The following is a 25,213-nucleotide window of genomic DNA, read 5'->3' as shown; positions in this document are numbered from 1 at the left end:
GCATCTATGAAACTAAGATTGGAAAGTAGAAAATCGAAAAAAACACAAGAACTGGGAAACTTAATCAGGGCCTACAATCAATCTAAGAGGGAGCCCTCCAAAAGTGAGCCTCTTAACATCTATGTAGAAGACGAACAAGGAAATCTGTTAGCTGGTATGGTGGCCGAAACTTTTGGTAATTGGCTAGAGATTGAGTATTTTTATGTGAGCGAAGATTTACGAGGGCAAGGCATAGGCTCAGAAATACTGTGCAGGGCTGAACAGGAAGCCAGAGAAAGGAAATGCAAATATTCATTTGTAGATACGTATCAGTTTCAAGCGCCGGATTTTTATAAAAAGCACGGCTATGCAGAAGTGTTTGCACTGAAAGATTATCCTTATACTGGTGAAAGATATTATATATACAAAAGAGTTGTGAGTTTATTTTGGGAATAAAGAAGGATTTGATTTTCACTTTTCTTCATGCAAACCTTTTCCTTACTGAAAAAATCTGATATAATGTTGATAAATAAAACACAGAGGAGAACATCATGTCGAAAAAAATAATCGGAATTGACCTTGGTGGAACATCTATTAAGTTTGCTATTTTGACTTCAGAGGGTGAAATCCAAGAAAAATGGTCCATTAAAACCAATATTTTAGACGAAGGTAGCCACATCGTAGATGATATGATTGAGTCAATCCTGCATCGTTTGGACTTACTTCAGCTTTCAGCAGAGGATTTTATCGGGATTGGTATGGGCTCGCCAGGAGTAGTTGACCGTGAGAAAGGGACTGTTATCGGTGCTTACAATCTCAATTGGAAGACGCTGCAGCCGGTCAAGGATAAGATTGAAAAAGCGACAGGGATTCCTTTCTATATTGACAACGACGCTAACGTTGCTGCTTTGGGTGAACGTTGGATGGGCGCTGGAGAAAACCAGCCTGATGTAGTCTTTATGACACTGGGTACAGGTGTTGGCGGAGGAATTGTTGCCGAAGGCAAGCTCTTGCACGGACTTGCTGGAGCAGCAGGAGAGTTGGGCCACATTACTGTTGACTTTGATAAGCCGATTCAATGTACCTGTGGCAAGAAGGGCTGTTTAGAGACGGTTGCATCTGCGACCGGTATTGTCAATCTGACTCGTCGCTATGCTGATGAGTATGCTGGTGATGCCGAGTTGAAAAAACTGATTGACAACGGTGAAGATGTTAATGCAAAGATTGTCTTTGACTTGGCTAAAGAAGGCGATGAGCTAGCTCTGATTGTCTATCGCAATTTCGCTCGCTACTTAGGAATTGCCTGCGCTAATATCGGCTCTATCCTCAATCCATCTACAATTGTTATCGGTGGTGGTGTGTCGGCTGCGGGTGACTTCTTACTTGATGGCGTTCGCAAGGTTTATGAAGAGAATAGCTTCCCGCAGGTTCGTACTTCAACCAAGTTGGCCTTGGCTACTCTTGGAAATGATGCCGGTGTTATCGGGGCAGCATCATTGGTTTTACAATAAATTCTACAAGTTTGCTTCATTTGTTCTCCTGCAGAAAGGTCTGTAGGAGAATTTTTATGGAAAATTTGCTATACTAGAAAAAGCTCACTGAACGAAGGAGAAATCATGACGCTAGCAGATACGATTTTCAAAGAGAATATTAAAAAAATTATAGAGCAGGGTGTTTTTTCTGAAAATGCCCGTCCACGATACAAAGATGGAAATGTAGCTAACTCTAAATATATCACTGGTTCTTTTGCGGAATATGATTTGAGCAAGGGCGAGTTCCCGATCACGACTCTGCGCCCTATTGCCATCAAGTCTGCCATTAAGGAAGTCCTTTGGATCTATCAAGACCAGTCCAATAGTCTGGAACTGCTCAACGACAAGTATAATGTTCACTATTGGAATGATTGGGAAGTTAGCAATACGGGGACTATCGGGCAGCGCTACGGAGCTGTTGTCAAGAAGCACAATATTATCCATAAAATTCTCCAACAGTTGGAAGCCAATCCTTGGAACCGTCGCAATATCATCTCTCTCTGGGATTATGAAGCTTTTGAAGAAACAGATGGCTTGCTTCCATGCGCTTTTCAAACCATGTTTGATGTTAGGCGTGTAGATGGAGACATTTATCTGGATGCGACTCTGACTCAGCGGTCAAATGATATGTTAGTTGCTCACCACATCAATGCTATGCAGTATGTGGCTCTGCAGATGATGATTGCCAAGCATTTTGGCTGGAAGGTCGGCAAGTTCTTTTACTTTATCAATAACTTGCACATCTATGACAATCAGTTCGAGCAGGCGGAGGAGCTATTGCGTCGGGAACCAAGTGACTGCCAACCGCAACTCGTTTTAAATGTGCCGGATGGGACTAATTTCTTCGATATCAAAGCAGAGGATTTTGAGTTATTAGACTATAATCCCGTTAAACCTCAGCTGAAGTTCGATTTGGCTATTTAACGATTTTGATAAGTGTATGCGAAAACGGCCAACCTCTGCAAAAGTTCTGCTTGAATCATACTTTAAACATGCCTTTTTACAGCAAATTTGATAGAATAGAGTTACTAATACAAAGGATAAAAGGATGACAAAGAAGATTATTGCCATTTGGGCTCAGGCAGAGGATGGTCTGATTGGAAAAGACAAGGTCATGCCTTGGCATCTCCCAGCAGAATTGCAGCATTTTAAGGCAACGACGACTGGACATGCTATTTTGATGGGGCGGGTGACCTTTGATGGTCTGCAGCGTCGCGTTTTGCCAAATCGAATCAGTTTGATTTTGAGCAAGGACAAGAACTATCAAGTTGACAATGAGAATGTCTTGCTGTTCAGCAATGTGGAAGATGTCTTGGATTGGTACCACAAGCAGGACAGAAACTTGTATATTATCGGCGGAGCGCAAATTATCAGAGCTTTTGAGCCGTATTTGGAAGAATTGATTCAGACTCAGATTACTGCTAAGCTGGAAGGAGATACTTATTTCCCTGAGACATTTGACTGGGCTCCTTATCAGGAAGTTAGCAGTGAATTTCATGCCAAAGATGAAAAGAATCCTTATGATTTTACTATAAAAAGATACCAAAGGAAGGACTCGTAAGAATGGAACGTAGTATTTTTGGTTTTTTTTACGGCCTTTTTATGTGTCATTTGTCTTATTTGTGCCGTTCAAACCTTTCGGAAAAAGCGGTTTGGACTGGCAGCTTTATTTTTGCTGAATGCTTTTACAAACTTGGTAAATTCCATTCATGCTTTTTATATGACACTTTTTTAACACGTATGAAAGAAAATAAATAGATTTAGAATTTTAGAATTGGAGTAAACAATGCCTACAAGTCGTAATGATGATATGATGGTTTTTTGTTCTTTCTGTGGGAAGAATCAAGATGAGGTGCAGAAGATTATCGCTGGTAACAATGCCTTTATCTGTAATGAATGTGTGGAGCTTGCACAGGAGATCATCCGTGAAGAGCTAGCTGAGGAAGTGCTGGCAGATCTGTCTGAGGTACCAAAACCTCAGGAGCTGCTTAATATCTTGAACCACTATGTTATCGGGCAAGACCGAGCTAAGCGTGCCTTAGCAGTAGCGGTCTATAATCACTACAAGCGTATTAACTACCACGACAGCCGAGAAGAAGAAGATGTGGAACTTCAAAAGTCAAATATTTTGATGATTGGCCCGACTGGGTCAGGTAAGACCTTTCTGGCGCAGACTCTGGCTCGCAGTCTCAATGTGCCTTTTGCCATTGCGGACGCAACTGCTCTGACTGAAGCTGGTTATGTCGGTGAAGATGTTGAAAATATTCTCCTCAAGCTTTTGCAGGCAGCTGACTTTAATATTGAACGTGCAGAACGTGGCATTATCTACGTCGATGAGATTGACAAGATTGCTAAGAAAGGTGAGAACGTCTCAATTACTCGTGATGTTTCAGGCGAAGGAGTTCAGCAAGCTCTGCTGAAGATTATCGAAGGAACAGTAGCTAGTGTACCGCCGCAGGGTGGACGCAAGCATCCGCAGCAGGAAATGATTCAGGTTGATACCAAGAATATTCTCTTCATAGTTGGCGGTGCTTTTGACGGTATTGAAGAAATCGTAAAACAGCGTCTGGGTGAGAAAATCATTGGTTTCGGTCAGAATAACCGAGCGATTGATGAAGATGGGTCCTATATGCAGGAAATTATCTCAGAAGACGTTCAAAAGTTTGGAATTATCCCTGAGTTGATTGGCCGTTTGCCTGTTTTTGCTGCTCTGGAGCAACTGACAGTGGATGATTTGGTTCGGATTTTGAAAGAGCCTAGAAACGCCCTTATTAAGCAGTATCAGGCTCTTCTATCTTATGATGATGTTAAGCTTGAATTTGACGAAGATGCTTTGCAGGAGATTGCCAACAAAGCGATTGAACGTAAAACAGGTGCACGCGGGCTTCGCTCTATCATTGAAGAAACTATGATGGATGTCATGTTTGAAGTTCCGAGCCAGGAAAATGTCAAACTTGTCCGCATTACCAAAGAAGCAGTAGATGGAACAGATAAGCCTATTCTAGAAACTGCCTAACGAGGTGCTTATGGAAATCAATACACACAACGCAGAGATTTTGCTGAGTGCAGCCAATAAATCGCACTACCCTCAAGATGATATTCCAGAGATTGCCTTAGCTGGCCGCTCCAATGTAGGAAAGTCTAGCTTCATCAATACGCTTCTCAATCGCAAAAATTTAGCGCGAACTTCAGGAAAACCTGGAAAAACTCAGCTGCTAAACTTTTTCAACATTGATGACAAGCTGCGTTTTGTAGATGTGCCAGGTTATGGCTATGCCCGTGTTTCCAAAAAAGAGCGTGAAAAATGGGGCCGGATGATTGAGGAGTATCTGACCAGTCGTGAAAATCTCAGAGCGGTTGTCAGCCTTGTCGATCTTCGGCATGATCCTAGTGCAGATGATGTGCAAATGTATGAATTTCTGAAATATTATGACATTCCGGTTGTTCTAGTAGCGACCAAAGCAGATAAAATCCCTCGCGGAAAATGGAATAAGCACGAGTCGGCTATTAAGAAAAAGCTTGACTTTGATAAAAATGATGATTTCATTCTTTTTTCTTCAGTCACCAAGGATGGCTTAGATGTTGCTTGGGACGCGATTTTGTCAAAAATTTAATAATACGAATTAAATCCAACTTGTTTTCGAGTTGGATTTTTTGAAATAAAACGAAAAATGTCATATACTTGTAAATTATCAATAGTGTTTTTTTAATCTTTAGTATGTTACAATAGTATCATTAACATCTTATTCAGGAGAAGTGCTGTGAAAAAGAGAATTTCAAAAAAGGTAAGAGAATCCTTTCAGCTTTATTCATCATGACAACAACGATTGCTGTTGGCTTCGTCTTGGCCAAGCATATTAATCCTGCTAGCGCCAATAATAGCGACCAGCAGCCTATGAATCAAACGGACTACTTCATCTCACAAATCGGTGAGCCAGCGCGTCAGTTGGGACAGGACAATGATCTTTATGCCTCTGTTATGATTGCTCAGGCTATTTTAGAAAGTGGATCAGGGCAGTCTGGTCTGTCTGGTGAACCTCATTATAACCTTTTTGGTATCAAAGGTCACTATGATGGTCAGTCTGCAAATATGGAGACTTGGGAAGATGATGGAGAGGGAAATGCTTATACCGTCAACGACAGTTTCCGTTCATATCCTAGCTATGTAGAGTCTCTGCAAGACTATGTTGCGGTTCTCAAACAGGGGCATTTTGCAGGCGCATGGAAGAGCAATGCGCCAACCTATCAGGATGCAACAGCTGCCCTGACTGGTGTCTATGCGACAGATACTAGTTACAATGCTAAATTGAATTATATTATTGAAAAATACGATTTGACTCGCTTTGATTCACCACTCTATGAGTCTGGTGCTGGCTATATCGTTTACAATCCCTATCGTCAGCAATACACTACTCAAGATGTCTTGGATGTCGATACTGCTTGGGCGAATAGATTTTAATGAAGACAACAAAAAGAGGGAGACCTCTTTTTTAGTATATATAGATTTTCTTTATGACCAAAATAAAAAATATATATGATTCCTTACTTTCCTTTATGATACAATAGGTAAATAGCAAAAAAATAAAGGAAGTATTATGGCTAAAAAAGATTCAAAACATGAACATTCTCAAAACCACAACTTTGAGAATGAAGGTGAATTTCATCGTAAGATGACGAGTAGGCATCTCTTTATGCTGTCGCTTGGCGGTGTTATTGGGACAGGTCTTTTTCTCAGTTCTGGTTATACGATTGCTCAGGCAGGACCTTTGGGGGCCGTCTTGTCTTATCTTGTTGGTGCAGTGGTTGTTTATCTGGTTATGCTTTCTTTAGGTGAGCTTGCTGTTGCCATGCCAGTGACTGGTTCCTTCCACACTTATGCAACAAAGTTTATTAGTCCAGGCACAGGTTTTGCAGTTGCTTGGCTCTATTGGCTTTGTTGGACGGTGGCTTTAGGAACAGAGTTCTTGGGTGCAGGTATGCTGATGCAACGATGGTTTCCTAGTGTTCCAGCTTGGTTTTTTGCGGCTTTTTTTGCAGCTGTAATTTTTGGGATGAATGCTCTTAGTGTTAGATTGTTTGCAGAAGCAGAATTCTACTTTTCAAGTATCAAGGTCATCACGATTATTGTCTTTATTATCTTGGGAATTGGTGCGATATTTGGCCTGATTCCTATGAGTCACCATCAAAACGCGCCTTTCTTCAGTAACTTGACAGCCCATGGAGCTTTTCCTAAAAGTTGGACGGCGCTTTTGTCTATTATGCTGGCAGTAAACTACGCCTTTTCAGGTACAGAACTAATTGGTATTGCAGCAGGAGAGACGGATAATCCGACAGAAGCTGTGCCTAAAGCTATTAAAACAACGATTGGTCGTTTAGTAATTTTCTTTGTTTTGACAATCATTGTTCTAGCTGCTTTGTTACCAGTCAAGGAAGCAGGAGTGACACAGGCTCCTTTCGTAACTGTTTTTGATAAGATTGGTTTACCTTATGCAGCGGATATCATGAATTTTGTTATCTTGACAGCTATTTTGTCAGCGGGAAATTCTGGTCTATATGCTTCTAGTCGTATGCTATGGTCTTTGGCAAATGAAGGAATGATCAGCCGAAAAGTTGTAAAAATTAATCGACATGGCGTACCGATGAGAGCTCTCTTATTATCTATGTTAGGGGCTGCTTTATCGCTTTTTGCAAGTTTTTATGCGGCAGACACCGTTTTCCTAGCTTTGGTTTCGATTGCTGGTTTTGCTGTGGTAGTTGTTTGGTTGTCTATTCCCATTGCTCAAATTCGTTTCCGCCAAGAATGGCTGAAAGAACATCAGGAAGAGGAACTAGCTTTCAAAACTCCCTTTAATCCTTTCTTGCCTTACATTACGATAGTTCTTTTGGTTCTTTCTGTCGTTGGAATTGCTTGGGATAAGTCGCAAAGAGCAGGACTTTATTTTGGTCTACCTTTTGTTGGTCTTTGCTATTTGTATTATTACCTTCGTCATCGTAGATTTTAGGAGTATTTCATGGGAAAATTTAAAGATTTGCTTGAAAAGCGAAAAATTATTATTTTAGATGGAGCCTTAGGTACAGAGTTGGAAAGCCGGGGATATGATGTATCTGGTAAGCTTTGGTCCGCTCAATACCTATTAGACCAGCCTCAGATTATTCAAAATGTGCATGAAAGCTATGTGAGAGCTGGCAGTGATATCATCACTACGTCCAGTTATCAGGCCAGCATTCCAGCATTTATAGAGGCAGGCCTAACTCCTGAAAAGGGTTATAATCTTTTAAAAGAGACAGTCTTCTTAGCACAAAAGGCAATCGAAAATATCTGGCAAACATTATCTACAGAAGAGCAGAAACAGAGACCCTATCCTCTGGTTGCAGGCTCGGTAGGGCCTTATGCTGCCTATTTAGCTGATGGTTCGGAGTATACGGGGGACTACCAGCTGGGTGAAGAAGAGTTCCAAGAGTTTCATCGACCGCGTATTCAAGCTTTGTTAGAAGCAGGCTGTGATTTATTGGCTTTTGAAACCATTCCAAATGGAGCAGAAGCGGCAGCAATCCTCCGACTTTTAGCAGAGGAATTTCCACAGGCTGAGGCTTATTTGTCCTTTGTCGCCCAGTCGGAGACAGCTATATCAGATGGCACTAAGATTGAGGAATTAGGAAACTTGGCTCAAGAAAGTCCACAAGTCTTGGCAGTTGGTTTTAACTGTACAGCTCCACATTTAATTGCTCCATTATTAGATGGGCTTGGACAAGTGTGCAACAAACCTTTTCTGACCTATCCAAACTCTGGCGAAACTTATAATGGCTTGACCAAGACATGGCACGACGATCCAGAACAGGAGCGGAGCTTGCTGGAAAATAGTAAACTTTGGCAAGAGCAAGGAGTGCAGCTTTTTGGTGGTTGCTGCCGAACAAGGCCAGAAGATATTGCTCAGTTAGCAAAAGGATTAAAGGATTGAAAATTTAAAAAGGTTCTCGAAAACGCTTTCAAAAGAAAGAACTTTGTGATATACTATACATAGTTTAAATTAATAGGAGAATTTTTTATGCCTGAATCGACATTTATCCCTAAAATTGAAGCAGCTTGCCGCAAAAAAGAAGCTTTGTTTGATACAAGCAAGGCCAAGTATGCCGTTCGTTCCATCTTTGCTGGAGCTTTCCTAACCTTTAGTACCGGAGCTGGAGCCATTGCGGCAGATTTGACGAATAAGATCGTTCCAGGAACTGGGCGTTTTCTCTTTCCTTTCATCTTTGCTTGGGGATTGGCTTACATTGTCTTTCTAAATGCAGAGTTGGTGACTTCCAATATGATGTTTCTGACTGCTGGTACCTTTTTGAAGAAGATTGACTGGAAAAAAGCCTTGATGATTTTGCTTTATTGTACCTTTTTCAATCTGATTGGCTCTTTGATTGCCGGCTGGCTCTTTGCTAACTCGGCTGCTTATGCAGGGCTTAGCAAAGATAGTTTCATTTCTGGTGTTGTGCAGATGAAGCTTGCTCGATCTAATGAGCTGATTCTGCTTGAGGGAGTGTTAGCCAATGCCTTTGTTAATATCGCTATTCTTTCCTTCGTCTTGGTCAAGGATAGTACAGCTAAGCTTTTCTTAGTTATATCAGCTATTTATATGTTTGTATTCCTGACTAACGAACACTTGGCAGCCAACTTTGCTTCCTTCGCTATCGTGAAATTCAGCTCAGCAGCAGCGGAAGTGCAAAATTTTGGTATTGGAAATATCCTACGCCACTGTGGTGTAACCTTTATCGGTGACCTCATCGGTGGTGGCCTACTCATAGGTTTGCCATACGCTTGGTTTAATAAGGAAGAAAGTAATTATGTGGACTGAAAAAAAAGGATTTTCGAATCCTTTTTTGATGTCTTCTTACAGAGCAGTTTGTTGGAAGCTAATCAAATAGCTAGAGGAATGAGATAAAATTCCTCTATTTTTTTATTTGACATTGGTGAAACTTTCTAAACACAAGCTATAAAATTATACCTCAATTAAAAATTCGTATTTATCTTCCAAATTGATTTACAAAACAATCAAAGTAATCTATAATAGAGTGCAGGTTAATATGTTATAAAATGAGATTTATGTAAAGGATATAAAGAATTAGGAGATAGATTCCATATCCGTTACTATATAGAAATAAATAGTTGTTTTGTATTAGATAATGATGTTTATACTAATTTTGTTTAAAAATTCCTTGTTATTAGAATAAAATTCTTTAGTTTTAAAGAGCTAATGTTAGTATGATTTACTGGACACATTTTGATTGAATAGTAACTAAACAAAGGAGATGTTCACATGTCACAAAAGTCAGCTAAGGATTCAAAGAACCCCTTGTTCGTTTACATGAGTAAGGTAAACCAGTCTCGGAATTAGTCAAAGAGTATGGCGTCGCTAACCAGACGATTTATAAATGGATAAACCCCTGTGAAAGACTTGCTGGTCAGGATTCTAACAGTCTTTCTCTGCACCAAGTTCAAGAAATGCTTAAGGAAATGGCCAAGATGAAGGAGGGGACTATGGAATAAAGTCACAAGGATAAACCATGGTTTTTCAAACAATAGGATGATGGCTAAGGAAAAGGAGAAGGTTATGAAGAGATTTTTAAAAATATTCATTATAATTTTAGGAGGTTTAGTAATGATGACAAATTTGTTAGGTTGTGATAAAATAGCCGTGCTCATGTAGAAAGTCAGTTTGTGGATTTAGAAAAGGTTTATTCTACTGCAAATGTTTCAGACTTGTTTAAATTTTATCCGAAAGGATTTGAAATTATTTATACAGTTTCAAATTTTGATGAAACTGGGAAAGATGTTCAATATTCTATAAATGTTTCAGGGAATCCTATTGATAAATCCGTTAAAGGTTTTATTGAGAAAAAAAATGGACAGGTTTTTGAAGATAATATAACTAGTGAGATTGCGTACAAACACAATATTCAATATTCTGCTCAAGGGTGGGAGAGTTTAGATTCAGATTATGTTATGGAAAAAGAAGCGAAAAATATCACTTTTCTCTTTCAATCCAATGTTTTTTCTGAAAAAATATTGGCCAGTTATAAATTAATTAATAGTCGATATAACCCTGAAATTCCTGCCTATCATTTGGCATATTATTTGGATGAGGAATTAGCAAAAAAAATCACTTGGATTCATCTTGGAGAAATCAAAATGAAAATTTTGTTCTTTCTTTTACCAGAAATATCAGTGACGATAGAAAATATATTCAAGTTAATATGTCTACTTCGCGTTCCCTAAAATCAGAAACTATAATAAATGAATATAGAGAGGTGAATGATAATGAGTAGTGAATTGACAGCATTTGTGTCGCGCTTAACTTATCCAGTGGAAAATGCTTAAGTTTGTTAAATTAATTTGGTATATTACGCAATCAAAAGCAAATGTTATGAATAAGATCACTGTTCAGTCGCCAGATGGAAACAAAGTTAAATACACAAGAGGGAAATGCGATATAAAAGGAGATAAAGAATTGAGTTTAAGAGGAAATGAGGGAAGTGGGAAAAAGATTTAAGTTTTCGCCGCTTAGAGCTAGAATTTTGTTGATGATTGGTCCAGTAATAAGTGCTATCTTCTTTGGTTTTTGTTCGTGTAGTCTTATTTATCATACATTAAAAGTAGTATTATCATTTCAGCTAGATATGATTCGTGAAAATTTTATGTTGATTCTTTCCTTTATTTGGATCAATATGAGTTTAGTCGGGTCTATCTATAGAATGATAAAAAAAATCTTTTGTTAAACAGTAATATCCAGGAATTGAGAGATTGTTATCCTGAGCTTGAGGAGGACTGGCAAAATCTTAATGATGCGGACTACTTTGACAAAGATTTGCAAGTTTTGGTTTATGGCAATCATCTCATTTGTTACAGGACATTTGATATTGCCTACCTGCCAGAATGTTCTAAGATAGATGCATTTATGAAGATGAATCGTTTAGGTAGTCGTCATAAGGTGAGACGAGTTCATTTTTCTGCATGGTATCTTGATGGCAGTGAATCTGAACTCCGTACAAATGAGTTTCGAAGTTTTGTTGGAATGAATCAGAAAGCTCATAAAGACGCCTTATTTGATTATTTAAGAGAGAACTTTGATTATATTGAACTCGAAACTTTCGACTAAGGGAAAGAAGTAGATATTAGTCAAGTAAGCGATTTGCAGAAAATAATGACTAAATTTAAAAAGATTGTATAAAAAGCTTGCAATCTTTTTTTTCTTTTGCTATAATTATCAATGGTTTGAAAAAACTGCCTAAGACAGTAGGGGAGCTTGACTCATAAAGATCCTACCGAGGACAAAACGTATCATGTAAAAAGAAGCGTATTGTACTTTCGTGTCTAGGTTTGGGCGCGTTTTTCTTTTGGAAAATTCCCAAGCAAAATAATTACGGAGGTGAAACACTAAATGAGTGAAGCTATTATTGCTAAAAAAGCGGAACTGGTTGACGCAGTTGCTGAGAAAATGAAAGCTGCTGCATCTATCGTCGTTGTTGACGCTCGTGGTTTGACTGTTGAGCAAGATACCGTTCTTCGTCGTGAGCTTCGTGGAAGCGAAGTTGAGTACAAAGTTATCAAAAACTCAATCTTGCGTCGTGCAGCTGAAAAAGCTGGACTTGAAGACTTGGCATCTGTTTTTGTTGGACCATCTGCAGTAGCATTTTCTAACGAAGATGTTGTTGCTCCAGCGAAAATCTTGAACGACTTTGCTAAGAACGCTGATGCACTTGAAATCAAAGGTGGTGCAATTGAAGGCGCTGTCGCATCAAAAGAAGAGATTCTTGCACTTGCAACTCTTCCAAACCGCGAAGGACTTCTTTCTATGCTCCTTTCTGTACTTCAAGCGCCAGTTCGCAACGTTGCACTTGCTGTCAAAGCAGTTGCAGACAACAAAGAAGACGCAGCTTAATTTTAAGCTACGCAGCGTAGCCTAGCTACGAAAAAAATATTATAAATTTAAAACTTATTTGGAGGAAATAACAATGGCATTGAACATTGAAAACATTATTGCTGAAATTAAAGAAGCTTCAATCCTTGAATTGAACGACCTTGTAAAAGCTATCGAAGAAGAATTTGGTGTAACTGCGGCTGCTCCTGTAGCTGTAGCTGCTGCTGGTGCTGGTGAAGCTGCCGCTGCTAAAGATTCATTTGACGTTGAATTGACTGCAGCTGGTGACAAGAAAGTCGGCGTTATCAAAGTTGTACGCGAAATCACTGGTCTTGGCCTTAAAGAAGCTAAAGAACTTGTTGATGGTGCACCAAACGTTATCAAAGAAGGCGTTGCTGCAGCAGAAGCTGAAGAACTTAAAGCTAAATTGGAAGAAGCTGGTGCTTCTGTTACTCTTAAATAATAGAGTTTCCAATCATAGAAATCAACCAAGTCGAAAGACTTGGTTTTTTGTATCCAAAAATCATTTTTATGTTAAAACGCTAACAAAAAATAGGATTGTATGATATAATTTAGACAGATTATTGCGATTTAGGAGATATTATGAATAAGATAAAAGTTATATGAGATTGTTGATTAGGGAATTTTTGTTAGGGGGATTCAGATGAATGGATGCATCGGCTCACTGTTGCACCTTCTCTGGTTTAAAGGATTTGTTATTCTTTTTAGAATAATTTGAAAGGGATTTTAATGAAAAAGTTTTTTGGGGAGAAGCAAACTCGGTTTGCTTTTAGGAAATTAGCTGTCGGGCTTGTTTCGGCTGCTATTTCTAGTTTGTTTTTTGGTTCTATCGTTGGGGTTGACTCTGTTCAAGCGCAGGAAAAGTTGAATGTACACTATAAATACGTGACAGATACTGAAATAACTCCGCAAGAAAAGGAGTTGATTGTAAGTGGATTTCCTAAAATGTCAGAAGGCAACGAGGAGACTTACTATCTTGTCTACAGGTTAAACTCAAATACTGGAGCAAAAACCTTACCGAATACAGGAGACAATAATAACTCTAATACTATGATGACGGCTGGTCTGTTAACGACGATAGGATTGGTTGTTTTTGTTGTGTCAAAAGGAAAGGTTAAAGGCAAGTTCCTATTGACTGTTTTGGTGGGTGCTGGTGTGGGAGGAGGCTTGATACTATCCGTCGATGCGCTGGGAAATGGGATCTTACTGCAGTATAATGCGGAATATCAAGTGTCAGCTGGGGAAAGTCTGCCTTCACCAGGTGAAATTTCGGGCTATACCTATGTTGGCTACATAAAAAACGAATCAATTAAAAAATTATTAGACAATAAGATTCTTGATAATCAGCAGAATGCTAATGAAGATAAAGAAGTTTTAAACCAAAATAAGAAGCTAAATTATTCTCTTTCTTTTGATAAGAATGGGCTGAAAAATCAAACGGTTGGCGTCAATACAATTGAGCCTCAAGATGAAGTCTTGTCTGGCCGAGTAGCTAAGTCAGAATTATTATACAAAGAAGAGACTGTTGAAACTGAGATAGCCTTTGGAGAACAAATACAAGAAAATGCGGATTTAGCCGAGGGGACTGTAAGAGTAAAACAAGAAGGAAAACCAGGCCGGAAAATCGAAGTCGTTCGAATTTTTACTGTAGATAATACGGAAGTTTCTAGAGAGGTTCTTTCGACTAAAATAGAGGAAGCGACTCCTAAAATAGTAGAAAAAGGGACTAAAAAGCTTGAAATGCCTAGCGAAAAACCAGTAGCTTCTAACTTGGTTCAACCTGAGCAAGTTGCTCCCTTACCAGAGTACACAGGTGTCCAATCTGGTGCAATCGTTGAGCCTGAGCAGGTGGCTTCATTGCCTGATTATTCAGGTACATTATCTGGAGCCATAGTTGAGCCTGAACAAATTGAACCGGAGGTTGGAGGTGTCCAATCCGGTGCGATAGTAGAACCTGAGCAAGTCGCTCCATTGCCTGAATACACAGGACCCCAAGCAGGAGCAATCGTTGAACCCGAACAAGCGACTCCCTCGCCAGAATACACAGGACCCCAAGCAGGCGCAGTAGTGACACCTGAACAAGTTGCTCCCTTACCAGAGTATACGGGAACTCAATCCGGTGCGGTGGTCGCTCCCGAGCAAGTTACACCATTACCGGAATACACAGGCGTTCAATCGGGAGCAATAGTCGAACCCGAGCAAGCCTCTTCATTACCTGAGTATACAGATGTTCAATCAGGTGCCATCGTTGAGCCTGAACAAGTTTCTTCCTTGCCAGAATATACAGACACACAAGCAGGAGCGGTAGTGGAACCTGAGCAGGTCGCTCCATTACCTGAGTATACAGAAGTCCAAGCTGGAGCCATAGTTGAGCCCGAACAGGTAGAGCCTCCGCAAGAATATACTGGAAACATCGAACCAGCAGCGCCAGAAGCAGAAAATCCTGCTGAAAAAGCTCAAGAGCCTAAAGAGCAGAAGCAAGAACCTGAAAAGCATATTGAATTGAGAAATGTATCTGAACTGGAATTGTATAGTCTATCTGACGGAAAATACAAACAACACGTTTCTCTGGATACAATTCCGAGCAATCAAGACAATTATTTCGTGAAGGTCAAATCTTCTAAGTTTAAAGATGTCTTCTTGCCGATTTCTTCAATAGTTGATAGCACAAAAGATGGTCAGCCAGTTTATAAAATTACTGCAAGTGCGGAAAAATTAAAACAGGACATTGACAATAAGTACGAGGACAATTTTACTTTTTATCTAGCTAAAAAGGCAGAGAGAGAAGTCACAAACTTTACTTCCTTTAGTAACTTAGTTCAAGCTATAAATAACAATCTCAATGGAACCTATTATTTAGGTGCTAGTCTGAATGCTAATGAGGTTGAACTAGAAAATAGTGCTAACAGTTATATAAAGGGCAGATTTACTGGTAAGCTATTTGGCAGCAAAGACGGGAAAAATTACGCTATTTATAATTTGAAGAAGCCTTTATTTGACACCTTGAGCGCTGCTACTGTAGAAAATCTGGCTCTTAAAGATGTAAATATCTCAGGGAAAACTGATATTGGATCCCTTGCAAATGAAGCCAATAATGCAACAAGGATTAATAATGTCCATGTAGATGGTGTTCTGGCTGGCGAACGTGGCATTGGTGGCTTGGTCTGGAAGGCTGATAATTCTAAGATTACAAATAGCAGTTTCAAGGGAAGAATTGTCAACTCCTATGAAACGAGATCACCATACAATATCGGAGGATTAGTAGGTCAACTTACTGGCATCAATGCAGTAGTAGATAAGTCAAAAGCTACAATTACCATCTCGTCAAATGCGGATAGCACAAACCAAACTGTCGGCGGCCTTGCAGGTCTTGTCGAGAAGGATGCGCTTATCAGCAATAGTTACGCCGAGGGCCATATTAATAATGTGAAGCGCTTTGGAAGTGTTGCTGGTGTTGCTGGCTACTTATGGGATAGAGATTCTAGCGAAGAGAGACACGCTGGAAGATTGCATAATGTTCTTAGCGATGTCAATGTTATGAATGGAAATGCGATTAGTGGGTATCACTATCGAGGAATGCGAATAACTGACTCATATAGCAACAAAGATAACAGAGTCTACAAAGTGACTCTTGAAAAGGATGAGGTTGTCACCAAGGAATCCCTCGAAGAGAGAGGAACATTGATTGATGCTGCTCAAATCGCAAGTAAGAAATCTGAAATTAACTCTCTTGCTGTACCGAAAGTCGAAAGCTTACTGACTAGCAGAAATATAGAAAGTGATTTTTCTAAGGTTAAAGACTATCAAGCCAGTCGAGCATTAGCATATAAGAATATAGAAAAATTACTGCCGTTTTATGATAAGGCAACCATTGTCAAATACGGTAATCTGGTAAAAGAAGATAGCGCTTTGTATGAAAAAGAAGTCCTATCTGCAGTCATGATGAAGGATAATGAAGTGATTACAGATATTGCTTCGCATAAAGAAGCGGCTAATAAGCTCTTGCTTCACTATAAGGATCATTCATCTGAAACACTAGATATTACCTATCAATCTGACTTTAGTAAGTTAGCAGAATACCGTGTTGGCGATACCGATCTCATCTATACGCCGAATCAATTCTTACATAGTCATAGTTCAATCATTAATGAAGTTTTGCCTGATTTGAGAGCGGTCGATTATCAGTCAGAGGCTATCAGAAACACCTTGGGTATTTCTTCAGGAGTTTCATTAACGGAATTATACTTAGAAGAGCAGTTTGCCAAAACGAAGGAAAATCTAGCAAATACACTGGAAAAACTTTTGTCTGCTGATGCAGTCATTGCCAGCGAAAATCAAACGATTAATGGTTACGTCGTTGATAAAATCAAACGCAATAAGGAAGCCTTGCTTTTAGGTTTGACCTATTTAGAGCGCTGGTACAACTTTAACTATGGTGACGTGAATATCAAAGACTTAGTCATGTACCACACGGATTTCTTTGGTAAGAGCAACGTATCGCCGTTAGATACGATCATTGAATTAGGTAAATCAGGCTTTAACAATCTTCTAGCCAAGAACAACGTAGATACGTATAGCATCAGCCTTGCAAACAATAATGGAACAAAAGATTTGTTCAGCACGCTTGCCAATTACCGGGAAGTATTTTTACCAAACAAAACAAATAATCAATGGTTCAAAGAGCAAACCAAGGCTTATATAGTTGAAGAAAAATCAGCTATTGATGAGGTGAGGGTCAAACAAGAGCAGGCTGGCAGCAAATACTCTATCGGGGTGTATGATCGAATTACCAGCGACACTTGGAAATACCGAAATATGGTTTTACCATTGCTGACTATGCCTGAAAGATCAGTCTTTGTCATATCGACCATATCCAGTCTTGGCTTTGGTGCATATGACAGATATAGAAATAATGAGCACAGAGCTGGGGCTGAACTCAATAAGTTTGTTGAGGATAATGCCCAAGAAACTGCAAAACGCCAACGCGACCATTATGATTATTGGTATAGAATATTAGACGAGCAGGGGCGTGAAAAGCTCTATCGAAATATCTTGGTCTATGATGCCTATAAGTTTGGAGATGATACTACTGTTGGCAAAGCTACAGCTGAAGCACAATTTGATAGTTCTAATCCAGCTATGAAGTATTTCTTCGGACCGGTTGGAAACAAGGTCGTGCACAATAAGCACGGAGCTTACGCTACTGGGGACGGTGTTTACTACATGGGATATCGTATGCTGGACAAGGACGGAGCCATTACCTATACTCATGAGATGACGCATGATTCTGATAACGAGATCTATTTAGGAGGATATGGAAGAAGAAGCGGTCTTGGTCCAGAATTCTTCGCCAAGGGCTTGTTGCAAGCACCGGATCATCCAGATGATGCGACAATTACAGTCAACTCAATTCTCAAATATGACAAGAATGATGCGACTGAAAAATCTCGTTTGCAAGTTCTTGATCCAACTAAACGTTTCCAAGATGCGGATGATTTGAAAAACTATGTTCACAACATGTTTGATGTCATTTATATGTTGGAGTACCTAGAAGGGATGTCAATCGTGAACCATCTGTCTGATGCGCAGAAAGTGAACGTTCTGAGAAAAGTCGAGAATAAATATGTCCGAGATGCTGATGGAAATGATGTTTACGCAACGAATGTGATCAAAAATATTACAATGGCAGATGCACAAAAATTAAACTCATTCGATAGTTTGATTGAAAATGATATTCTTTCAGCGCGTGAGTACAAAAATGGCGATGTAGAAAGAAACGGCTACCATACGATTAAACTCTTCTCTCCGATTTATTCTGCTTTAAGCAGTGAAAAAGGAACTCCTGGCGATCTTATGGGACGGCGTATGGCTTATGAACTTCTGGCAGCCAAAGGCTTTAAAGATGGTATGGTCCCTTATATCTCTAATCAATATGAAGATGATGCCAAGCAAAACGGGAAAACCATCAGTATCTATGGTAAGACCAGAGGTCTGGTAACAGATGACTTGGTTTTACGCAAGGTCTTCAATGGTCAGTTTAATAATTGGACTGAGTTTAAGAAGGCTATGTATGAAGAACGTAAAAACAAGTTCGACAGCTTGAATAAGGTCACATTTGATGATACGAGACAACCATGGACAAGTTATGCTACTAAGACTATCAGTACTGTAGCAGAGTTGCAAACCTTGATGGATGAAGCGGTTCTCAAAGATGCAAATGATAATTGGTATTCTTGGAGCGGCTATAAACCAGAATATAACAGTGCTGTGCATAAGCTGAAAAAAGCAGTCTTCAAAGCTTACCTCGATCAAACCAATGATTTCAGAAAATCAATCTTTGAAAACCAGAAGTTATTGGTTTGAGCCGGCCAACCAGTCTGCAGACTAGTTACTATGAAAGGTTGGAACGAGATATGAGATTGAATCACTCTTAAATTCAGACCTTCTTGCAGATAAGAAATTACAAACCTAGTGAAAACTAGGTTTGTTTTTCTACATAAGTCAAGCAATTAAAACTATAGCTGGTCTGCTTTCAGGCAGTTTGTTGCTGACAGTCATTTATGAGGCTGATGATAAGCAGAAAAAAGTCTGAAATGACCTTTACCCTCCTTCATATTTTTGTTATAATATTCATATTAAAGCGTGCATTTGCGCGCTCTTTTCTTTGTTTTAAAAGCACTTGGGTGTTTTAGAGTGAGTTATTTTTGAATAGATAGTGAAGGAGGCGTTATGTTATACATTTGGTCTTATTTGAAGAGATATCCTAAGTGGCTGGTCTTAGACTTTGTCGCGGCAATCTTTTTTGTAATCGTCAATCTAGGTCTGCCAACGGTGCTGGCTCGGATGATTGATGAGGGAATCAATACTAAGCAGACAGACCGTCTCTTTTTCTGGGCTTGGGTCATGTTTGGCGTTATTATCTTAGGAGTGCTGGGGCGAATCGTTCTGTCTTATGCGGCTGGGAAGCTAACGACGACCATGGTGCAGGACATGCGCAATGATCTCTATGCTAAGCTGCAAGAGTATTCTCATCATGAGTATGAGCAAATTGGTGTATCCTCTTTGGTCACGCGCTTGACTTCGGATGCTTTTGTTCTTATGCAGTTTGCAGAGCAAACTCTGAAAATGGGTGTCATTACTCCCATGATGATGCTGTCCAGTATTCTCATGATCTTTCTGACCAGTCCGTCTCTGGCTTGGATAGTCGCTGTTTCAGTGCCTTTCTTGGCTGTCGTGGTCATTTATGTAGCGGTTAAAACCAAGCCCTTGTCTGAAAAGCAGCAGAAGACTCTTGATAAGATTAATCAGTATGTAAGGGAAAATCTGACTGGTCTACGCGTTATTCGAGCTTTTGCAAGAGAAGAATTTCAAGAGAAGCGTTTTTCTGATGAAAATGAGGTCTATGCGCAAAACTCCAATAAGCTCTTTAAGCTGACCGGTCTGACAGAGCCACTCTTTGTGCAGATTATTATTGCGATGATTGTGGCCATTGTCTGGTTTGCCCTAGATCCTTTGCGGGATGGAAGTCTTGAAATCGGAAATCTTGTTGCCTTTATCGAATACAGCTTTCACGCGCTGCTATCCTTCCTCTTCTTGGCCAATCTCTTTACCATGTATCCACGGACTGCGGTATCGAGCCAGCGGCTCAAGGAAGTCATGGACATGCCCATCTCAATCAATCCTAATGAAGATGGTGTAACCGAGACAGAGACGAAGGGTTATCTGGAGTTTGACAATGTAACCTTCGCTTATCCCGGTGAGACCGAGAGTCCTGTACTGCATAATATTTCCTTCAAGGCCAAGCCGGGTGAGACTGTTGCTTTTATTGGTTCTACTGGTTCTGGGAAGTCAACACTAGTGCAGCTGATTCCTCGCTTTTACGATGTAACACTTGGTAAGATTTTAGTGGATGGTGTGGACGTCCGCGAGTACAATCTGAAAGCTCTGCGTCAGAAGATTGGCTTTATTCCGCAGAAGGCTCTGCTATTTACCGGAACCATCGCAGCAAACCTACGCTACGGAAAGGAAGAGGCCAGTCAAGAAGAACTTAGTCAGGCAGCTGATGTAGCTCAAGCCAAGGACTTTATCGAGAGCCGGGAAGAGCGTTTTGAGACTCATCTGGCTGAGGGAGGCAGCAATCTATCTGGTGGGCAGAAGCAGCGGCTCTCTATCGCCCGTGCGGTGGTCAAAAAGCCGGATATTTATATCTTCGATGACTCTTTTTCTGCTCTGGATTATAAGACGGATGCAGTGCTTCGTCGTCGTCTCAAGGAAGTGACAGGTCAAGCAACGGTGCTGATTGTAGCTCAACGGGTGGGAACTATCATGGACGCTGACCAAATTATTGTTCTGAATGAGGGTGAAATCGTCGGACGCGGGAAGCACGAAGAGTTGATGGAAACCAATGATATCTATCGTGAAATTGCGGATTCGCAGCTGAAAAATCAAGCTTTGACAGAGGAATAGAAAGGAGACTGATATGAAAAACACATCTAGTTTTGCTCGCCTGTGGAGCTACCTAAAAGTTTATAAGTTTGCAGTCGCCTTTGCAATCTTCCTCAAAATCCTCAGTGTCGTTATGAGTGTCGTCGAGCCCTTTGTCTTAGGTCTAGCCATTACTGAACTGACAAATAATTTGCTGGATATGGCTAAAGGTGTGTCTGGTGCTCAGATTAATGTGTCCTATGTGGGCTGGGTCATGGTCTTGTATTTTGTGCGGGCGATTTTTTATGAAATCGGTTCTTACTATTCTAATTACTTTATGACCAATGCAGTACAGGCTACCATTCGTGACTTGCGTGATGAACTTAGTCATAAGATTAATCGCATCCCCGTTTCTTACTTTGATAAGCACCAGTTTGGTGACTTGCTGGGGCGTTTTACCAGCGATGTCGAAGCTGTTTCAAATGCCTTGCAGCAGTCCTTTCTGCAGGTTATCAACGCAGTCTTTACTCTGATTTTGGTTATCGTCATGGTATTGGTACTCAATCTGCAGTTGGGTATAATTGTGGTAGTTTCGATTCCGATTACCTACCTCAGTGCTCGCTTTATCGTGAAGAAATCCCAGCCTTACTTTAAACAGCAGGCAGATGCACTAGGAGCTATGAATGGCTTTGTTCAGGAAAATCTGACTGGATTTAATATTTTGAAGCTCTATGTCAGAGAAGAAAGCTCCCAGGAGGATTTTCGTCAAATTACGCAAAACCTGCAGAAAGTAGGCTTTAAGGCCAGCTTTATCTCAGGTCTTATGAATCCAGTTTTGAACTTTATTTCTGACCTGACTTATCTGCTGCTAGCTGTACTGGGTGGACTTCAGGTTATCGCTGGGCGCTTGACAGTCGGAAATCTGCAAGCTTTTGTTCAGTATGTCTGGCAGATTAATCAGCCCATTCAAAACTTGACTCAGCTGGCTGGCCAGCTGCAGAGTGCTAAGTCTTCTTTAGACCGGATTTTCCAAGTACTGGACGAAGCAGATGAAGTCAATGACAAGACAGAAAAGCTGGAGCAAGATCTGACAGGTCAGGTTAGCTTCAAGGATGTGGAGTTCCAGTATGTAGTAGACAAGCCGCTCATTCGGAATTTTAATCTGGAAGTCAAACCAGGAGAAATGGTGGCTATTGTTGGTCCGACTGGTGCTGGTAAAACCACGCTGATTAACTTGCTCATGCGTTTCTACGATGTGACCAAAGGCGCGATTACAGTTGATGGGCATGATATACGCCACCTTTCTCGCCAGGACTACCGCAAACAGTTTGGTATGGTGCTGCAGGATGCTTGGCTTTATGAGGGGACTATCAAGGAAAATCTTCGCTTTGGCAATCTGCAAGCCACTGATGAAGAAATTGTGGAAGCGGCCAAGGCGGCTAATGTGGACCACTTTATCCGAACCTTGCCAGGCGGCTACAATATGGAAATGAACCAAGAATCCAGTAATATCTCGCTGGGTCAGAAACAGTTGCTTACGATTGCGAGGGCTCTTTTGGCCAATCCTAAGATTCTGATTTTGGATGAAGCGACCTCATCTGTCGATACACGGCTGGAGCTCTTGATTCAGAAGGCTATGAAAACACTCATGCAGGGCAGGACTAGTTTTGTCATTGCTCACCGACTGTCGACCATTCAGGAAGCGGATAAGATTTTGGTGCTCAAGGATGGTCAGATTATCGAGCAAGGAAATCATGAGAGTCTCTTGGCTGATAAAGGATTTTATTATGACCTCTATCAGAGCCAATTTTCTAAAAAAGCGGAAGAAGCTTGATAATGCTTGCTAAATTTTTTGACAACTGCTAGAATATTAAGCAAAGTGAGGTAGCAATGTCTTTAACTAGTCAAATTATTACAGCAGAATTTCCCGATTTGGATAAGGTTGAGGCCTTAAACCGCGAGGCTTTTCCTGTAGAGGAAAGGGTAGCTATCAGCGAATTTCTCCGTTATACAAATGATAAGCGTTCTCATTTCTTTGCCTTCTACAATGAGGAAGAATTTGTTGGTTTTGCTTTTGCAGTCTATAATGAAAAAATGTTCTATGTCAGCTTCTTTGCGATTATGCCGCACCTTCGCAGTCATGGCTATGGGGGTGAAATTATTCATAAACTGACAGAGTTTTATCAAAAAACCATGGTTCTAGAGGTGGAACGTGTCGATGAAGAATGTGACAATCTAGAACAACGTCAAGCACGTATGGACTTTTATAAGCGTAACGGCTTCCGAACGACCAATGCCTTTCTGGAATATGAAGGATTAAGCTTTGAAATCCTGTATTTGGGACATCATTTTGATGAGGAGGCTTATCGAGATATTTTCCATATGCTGCAAGAGAAGAACTTTTTTGAATTCGAAATTAAGTACCGAAGATTTAGCGATGTATAAAGAGTGCTAAATGATTTATAGCCATTTTTAAAAGGTTGAGATAAGATGTCTCAACCTTTTTACTATGAAAAATCTCTTTTATTTTGTTTTGGATCAGGATGTACAATATTGTATTTCTCACGCATTAAGTGTCGGTAGCGCATACCGGTCTGCTGCATCAAAAAAGTCGAAATGACTAAGGACAGACCTAGCAGAAAAAGGTTATGGCGCAGGATAAAGAAAAAGAAGCAAGAAATATAAAGGAGCCGCTCAAAAAAGATAGGTAAAGAAGAGATTGACAAGGAAAGAGATTACGATTTAAAACAAAAAGTGTTATTTCGTTTTAAAACATTCAAAATCTCCAAAAATCTGTGGATAAGTGAGGATTTTTCCCAAAATTTCGGATAAATAATTTGATTTAAATCATATACGCTCTTTTGATTTGAATCAATATTCTGAAAAAGTTAAAAGTCTTGCAGAGCGGGCTTCTTCCGTATATAATGATAAAGCATGAAAAAATTTAAAGGAGATTCCTGTGATTAAAAAAGGTGCCTTGACAGGCTTGCTCTTATTTGGAATATTTTTCGGTGCTGGGAACTTAATTTTCCCACCTTCGCTTGGAACATTATCAGGCCAGCATTTTTGGCCGGCTATTGCAGGATTTGTCCTGTCCGGGGTTGGGCTTGCTGTTCTGACTTTGATTATCGGAACGCTCAATCCTAAGGGCTATATCCACGAGATTTCTCAGAAGATTGCGCCTTGGTTTGCTATTATCTATCTTGTAGCCTTGTATCTGTCAATCGGGCCCTTTTTTGCTATTCCGCGGACAGCGACAGTAGCTTATGAAGTTGGTATCGCTCCTATGCTGTCTAAAAACATGACTGGTATAGGATCGATTGTTTTCACGACCCTTTACTTTGTGGCGGCTTATCTGATTTCTTTGAATCCATCTAAGATTTTGGATCGGATTGGACGTATTCTGACGCCTGTTTTTGCAGTTTTGATCATCATCTTAGTCATTCTAGGGGCTTTGAAATACGGTTCAACTGCTCCTCAGCAGGCTTCACAAGCTTATTCTGCGTCAGCTTTTGGGCAAGGGTTCTTGGAAGGTTATAATACTTTGGATGCCTTGGCTTCCGTGGCCTTCAGTGTAATCGCAGTAACAACTCTTAACCAGCTAGGTTTCAAGAATAAAAAGGAATATGTTTCAACTATCTGGGTTGTTGGTTTGATGGTAGCGTTTGGCTTTAGCGCCATGTATATCGGTTTGGCGTTTCTGGGCAATCATTTCCCAGTTCCAGCTGAGATTATTGCCAAAGGCAATCCAGGTGTTTATGTCCTATCGCAGGCGACACAGGCTATCTTTGGACCTACAGCTCAGATTTTCCTTGCAGCTATGGTTACTGTGACTTGCTTTACGACAACAGCAGGACTTATTGTATCGACTGGGGAATTCTTCCATAAAACTTTCCCTAAGCTATCTTATAAAGTTTACGCAACTGTCTTTACTTTGATTGGGTTTGCGATTGCTAATCTTGGCCTCAATGCCATTATTCAATATTCTGTTCCAGTCTTGCAAATTCTCTATCCAATTACCATTGTTATCGTGCTGATTGTCATTGTCAATAAATTCTTGCCACTGTCCAAAGTCGGTATGCAATTGACGGTAGCAGCAGTGACTCTGATTTCCTTTGCGGGTATTCTTGGGCAGCAGTTCCATATTACAAAGGTAAGTGATATGGTAAATGCCCTTCCGTTTGCTCAGGCTTCTTTGCCTTGGTTGGTGCCAGCTCTAGTTGGAATCCTACTTTCTCTCTTTTTGCCAAACAAACAGAAGAGTGAAGTTTTTGAAATTGAAGCATAAAAACTTAATTCATCACGATAGTGATGGATTCAGATTGAAGACAAAGTCCTAAGAACAGAAGT

The 25,213-nt window shown here is 40.3% G+C and carries 20 protein-coding genes and 4 pseudogenes; 22 read left to right on the top strand and 2 right to left on the bottom strand.

Annotated features, from left to right (window positions below):
* Positions 1-6 precede the first annotated feature (6 nt).
* From FFV08_06685 to FFV08_06630, 12 genes and pseudogenes are all read left to right on the top strand, one after another.
* The gene (locus tag FFV08_06685) at positions 7-435 is read left to right on the top strand and encodes a GNAT family N-acetyltransferase (protein QLB52329.1); all 429 of its coding nucleotides are present in this window, start codon (positions 7-9) and stop codon (positions 433-435) included.
* Positions 393-494 (top strand): hypothetical protein, encoded by a 102-nt coding sequence (locus FFV08_06680; protein QLB53281.1) that lies wholly within the window; start codon positions 393-395, stop codon positions 492-494. The genes FFV08_06685 and FFV08_06680 overlap by 43 nt, the downstream gene beginning before the upstream one ends.
* Positions 495-530: 36 nt before the next feature.
* A complete protein-coding gene (locus FFV08_06675) occupies positions 531-1,490 on the top strand; it encodes an ROK family glucokinase (protein QLB52328.1) in 960 nt (319 codons plus the stop codon).
* A gap of 105 nt (positions 1,491-1,595) precedes the next feature.
* Positions 1,596-2,435 carry a thymidylate synthase gene (locus FFV08_06670; GenBank protein QLB52327.1) on the top strand — a complete coding sequence of 280 codons (840 nt, stop codon included), beginning with the start codon at positions 1,596-1,598 and terminating at the stop codon, positions 2,433-2,435.
* 124 nt (positions 2,436-2,559) lie between these two features.
* Positions 2,560-3,072 (top strand): dihydrofolate reductase, encoded by a 513-nt coding sequence (locus FFV08_06665; protein ID QLB52326.1) that lies wholly within the window; start codon positions 2,560-2,562, stop codon positions 3,070-3,072.
* A gap of 2 nt (positions 3,073-3,074) precedes the next feature.
* Positions 3,075-3,246 (top strand): annotated as a pseudogene (locus FFV08_06660) (hypothetical protein).
* Between the two features lie 51 nt (positions 3,247-3,297).
* Positions 3,298-4,527, top strand: coding sequence for an ATP-dependent Clp protease ATP-binding subunit ClpX (gene clpX, locus FFV08_06655; protein QLB52325.1), 1,230 nt, complete (start codon positions 3,298-3,300; stop codon positions 4,525-4,527).
* Between the two features lie 10 nt (positions 4,528-4,537).
* Complete coding sequence (locus FFV08_06650) at positions 4,538-5,125, top strand: YihA family ribosome biogenesis GTP-binding protein (protein ID QLB52324.1); 588 nt, start codon at positions 4,538-4,540, stop codon at positions 5,123-5,125.
* Between the two features lie 200 nt (positions 5,126-5,325).
* Entirely contained in the window at positions 5,326-5,970 is a 645-nt protein-coding gene (locus tag FFV08_06645) for an N-acetylmuramoyl-L-alanine amidase (protein QLB52323.1), read from the top strand.
* Between the two features lie 136 nt (positions 5,971-6,106).
* Entirely contained in the window at positions 6,107-7,513 is a 1,407-nt protein-coding gene (locus tag FFV08_06640) for an amino acid permease (GenBank protein ID QLB52322.1), read from the top strand.
* 9 nt (positions 7,514-7,522) lie between these two features.
* Entirely contained in the window at positions 7,523-8,470 is a 948-nt protein-coding gene (gene mmuM / locus FFV08_06635; GenBank protein QLB52321.1) for a homocysteine S-methyltransferase, read from the top strand.
* Between the two features lie 87 nt (positions 8,471-8,557).
* Positions 8,558-9,355, top strand: a complete 798-nt coding sequence (locus FFV08_06630; protein ID QLB52320.1) for a formate-nitrite transporter — start codon at positions 8,558-8,560, stop codon at positions 9,353-9,355.
* 536 nt (positions 9,356-9,891) lie between these two features.
* Here FFV08_06630 and FFV08_06625 read toward each other — a convergent pair.
* Complete coding sequence (locus FFV08_06625) at positions 9,892-10,137, bottom strand: virulence factor MviN (GenBank protein QLB52319.1); 246 nt, start codon at positions 10,135-10,137, stop codon at positions 9,892-9,894.
* Between FFV08_06625 and FFV08_06620 the strand changes: the two are divergent.
* From FFV08_06620 to FFV08_06610, 3 genes and pseudogenes are all read left to right on the top strand, one after another.
* Positions 10,085-10,826: pseudogene (locus tag FFV08_06620) on the top strand (hypothetical protein). The gene FFV08_06625 and the pseudogene FFV08_06620 overlap by 53 nt on opposite strands.
* 44 nt (positions 10,827-10,870) lie before the next feature.
* Positions 10,871-11,050, top strand: coding sequence for a hypothetical protein (locus FFV08_06615; protein ID QLB52318.1), 180 nt, complete (start codon positions 10,871-10,873; stop codon positions 11,048-11,050).
* A pseudogene (locus tag FFV08_06610) lies at positions 11,034-11,656 on the top strand (hypothetical protein). Before FFV08_06615 ends, FFV08_06610 begins: the two are co-directional and overlap by 17 nt.
* A 55-nt stretch (positions 11,657-11,711) precedes the next feature.
* Here FFV08_06610 and FFV08_06605 read toward each other — a convergent pair.
* Positions 11,712-11,919 (bottom strand): annotated as a pseudogene (locus FFV08_06605) (hypothetical protein).
* A gap of 19 nt (positions 11,920-11,938) precedes the next feature.
* Between FFV08_06605 and FFV08_06600 the strand changes: the two are divergent.
* The 7 genes from FFV08_06600 (at position 11,939) to brnQ (ending at position 25,151) form a co-directional block, all read left to right on the top strand.
* Positions 11,939-12,439: a 50S ribosomal protein L10 gene (locus FFV08_06600; GenBank protein QLB52317.1), complete on the top strand. Its 501-nt coding sequence runs from the start codon at positions 11,939-11,941 to the stop codon at positions 12,437-12,439.
* 73 nt (positions 12,440-12,512) lie between these two features.
* Positions 12,513-12,881: a 50S ribosomal protein L7/L12 gene (locus tag FFV08_06595; GenBank protein ID QLB52316.1), complete on the top strand. Its 369-nt coding sequence runs from the start codon at positions 12,513-12,515 to the stop codon at positions 12,879-12,881.
* A gap of 287 nt (positions 12,882-13,168) precedes the next feature.
* Positions 13,169-18,802 carry a YSIRK-type signal peptide-containing protein gene (locus tag FFV08_06590; protein ID QLB52315.1) on the top strand — a complete coding sequence of 1,878 codons (5,634 nt, stop codon included), beginning with the start codon at positions 13,169-13,171 and terminating at the stop codon, positions 18,800-18,802.
* A 366-nt stretch (positions 18,803-19,168) separates the two neighbouring features.
* The gene (locus FFV08_06585) at positions 19,169-20,905 is read left to right on the top strand and encodes an ABC transporter ATP-binding protein (protein QLB52314.1); all 1,737 of its coding nucleotides are present in this window, start codon (positions 19,169-19,171) and stop codon (positions 20,903-20,905) included.
* A 13-nt stretch (positions 20,906-20,918) separates the two neighbouring features.
* Positions 20,919-22,697, top strand: a complete 1,779-nt coding sequence (locus FFV08_06580; protein ID QLB52313.1) for an ABC transporter ATP-binding protein — start codon at positions 20,919-20,921, stop codon at positions 22,695-22,697.
* A gap of 56 nt (positions 22,698-22,753) precedes the next feature.
* Positions 22,754-23,308: a GNAT family N-acetyltransferase gene (locus tag FFV08_06575; protein QLB52312.1), complete on the top strand. Its 555-nt coding sequence runs from the start codon at positions 22,754-22,756 to the stop codon at positions 23,306-23,308.
* A 514-nt stretch (positions 23,309-23,822) separates the two neighbouring features.
* On the top strand, positions 23,823-25,151 hold the full coding sequence (gene brnQ, locus FFV08_06570) for a branched-chain amino acid transport system II carrier protein (GenBank protein QLB52311.1): 1,329 nt from the start codon (positions 23,823-23,825) through the stop codon (positions 25,149-25,151).
* Positions 25,152-25,213 lie beyond the last annotated feature (62 nt).

This window comes from Streptococcus sanguinis, assembly GCA_013378335.1.
GTDB lineage: Bacteria > Bacillota > Bacilli > Lactobacillales > Streptococcaceae > Streptococcus > Streptococcus sanguinis_I.
Note: the sequence above shows the minus strand (reverse complement) of the source record. Positions and strands in the feature narration are given on the sequence as shown.

Bases quoted from the DNA above. Each gene is read 5' to 3' on its own strand.
- FFV08_06575 (QLB52312.1), top strand. From the start codon at position 22,754: ATGTCTTTAACTAGTCAAATTATTACAGCAGAATTTCCCGATTTGGAT.
- FFV08_06625 (QLB52319.1), bottom strand. From the start codon at position 10,137: ATGAATATTTTTAAAAATCTCTTCATAACCTTCTCCTTTTCCTTAGCC.
- FFV08_06580 (QLB52313.1), top strand. From the start codon at position 20,919: ATGAAAAACACATCTAGTTTTGCTCGCCTGTGGAGCTACCTAAAAGTT.
- FFV08_06615 (QLB52318.1), top strand. From the start codon at position 10,871: ATGCTTAAGTTTGTTAAATTAATTTGGTATATTACGCAATCAAAAGCA.
- FFV08_06670 (QLB52327.1), top strand. From the start codon at position 1,596: ATGACGCTAGCAGATACGATTTTCAAAGAGAATATTAAAAAAATTATA.
- FFV08_06675 (QLB52328.1), top strand. From the start codon at position 531: ATGTCGAAAAAAATAATCGGAATTGACCTTGGTGGAACATCTATTAAG.
- FFV08_06595 (QLB52316.1), top strand. From the start codon at position 12,513: ATGGCATTGAACATTGAAAACATTATTGCTGAAATTAAAGAAGCTTCA.
- clpX (QLB52325.1), top strand. From the start codon at position 3,298: ATGCCTACAAGTCGTAATGATGATATGATGGTTTTTTGTTCTTTCTGT.
- FFV08_06650 (QLB52324.1), top strand. From the start codon at position 4,538: ATGGAAATCAATACACACAACGCAGAGATTTTGCTGAGTGCAGCCAAT.
- FFV08_06685 (QLB52329.1), top strand. From the start codon at position 7: ATGAAACTAAGATTGGAAAGTAGAAAATCGAAAAAAACACAAGAACTG.
- FFV08_06665 (QLB52326.1), top strand. From the start codon at position 2,560: ATGACAAAGAAGATTATTGCCATTTGGGCTCAGGCAGAGGATGGTCTG.
- FFV08_06600 (QLB52317.1), top strand. From the start codon at position 11,939: ATGAGTGAAGCTATTATTGCTAAAAAAGCGGAACTGGTTGACGCAGTT.
- FFV08_06630 (QLB52320.1), top strand. From the start codon at position 8,558: ATGCCTGAATCGACATTTATCCCTAAAATTGAAGCAGCTTGCCGCAAA.
- FFV08_06585 (QLB52314.1), top strand. From the start codon at position 19,169: ATGTTATACATTTGGTCTTATTTGAAGAGATATCCTAAGTGGCTGGTC.
- FFV08_06590 (QLB52315.1), top strand. From the start codon at position 13,169: ATGAAAAAGTTTTTTGGGGAGAAGCAAACTCGGTTTGCTTTTAGGAAA.
- mmuM (QLB52321.1), top strand. From the start codon at position 7,523: ATGGGAAAATTTAAAGATTTGCTTGAAAAGCGAAAAATTATTATTTTA.
- FFV08_06645 (QLB52323.1), top strand. From the start codon at position 5,326: ATGACAACAACGATTGCTGTTGGCTTCGTCTTGGCCAAGCATATTAAT.
- FFV08_06640 (QLB52322.1), top strand. From the start codon at position 6,107: ATGGCTAAAAAAGATTCAAAACATGAACATTCTCAAAACCACAACTTT.